Origin of the sequence: Limosilactobacillus panis DSM 6035 (assembly GCF_001435935.1) — a bacterium.
GTDB lineage: Bacteria > Bacillota > Bacilli > Lactobacillales > Lactobacillaceae > Limosilactobacillus > Limosilactobacillus panis.
On the sequence record NZ_AZGM01000120.1, the window covers coordinates 1 to 213 of the forward strand.

At 50.2% G+C, this 213-nt stretch carries 1 rRNA gene; it reads left to right on the forward strand.

Going from position 1 to position 213, the window contains the following annotated elements:
• Positions 1–213, forward strand: a 23S ribosomal RNA gene (locus FD32_RS07195); the annotation flags it as partial.

The window sequence follows — 213 nt, forward strand, 5'->3', positions numbered from 1 at the left end:
GGAGGGACGCAGGAGGCTAAGCGAACCGCATGATTGGAAGAGTGCGGCCAAGCAACAAGTCAGTAACTGAGTCAAATGCTTAGTTGCGGGTTGACAAGTTGTGATGGGGAGTGAAATTTTAGTAACGAAGTCGCTGATGTCACACTGCCGAGAAAAGCTTCTAGTGAGTATTCAACTGCCCGTACCGCAAACCGACACAGGTAGTCGAGGAGA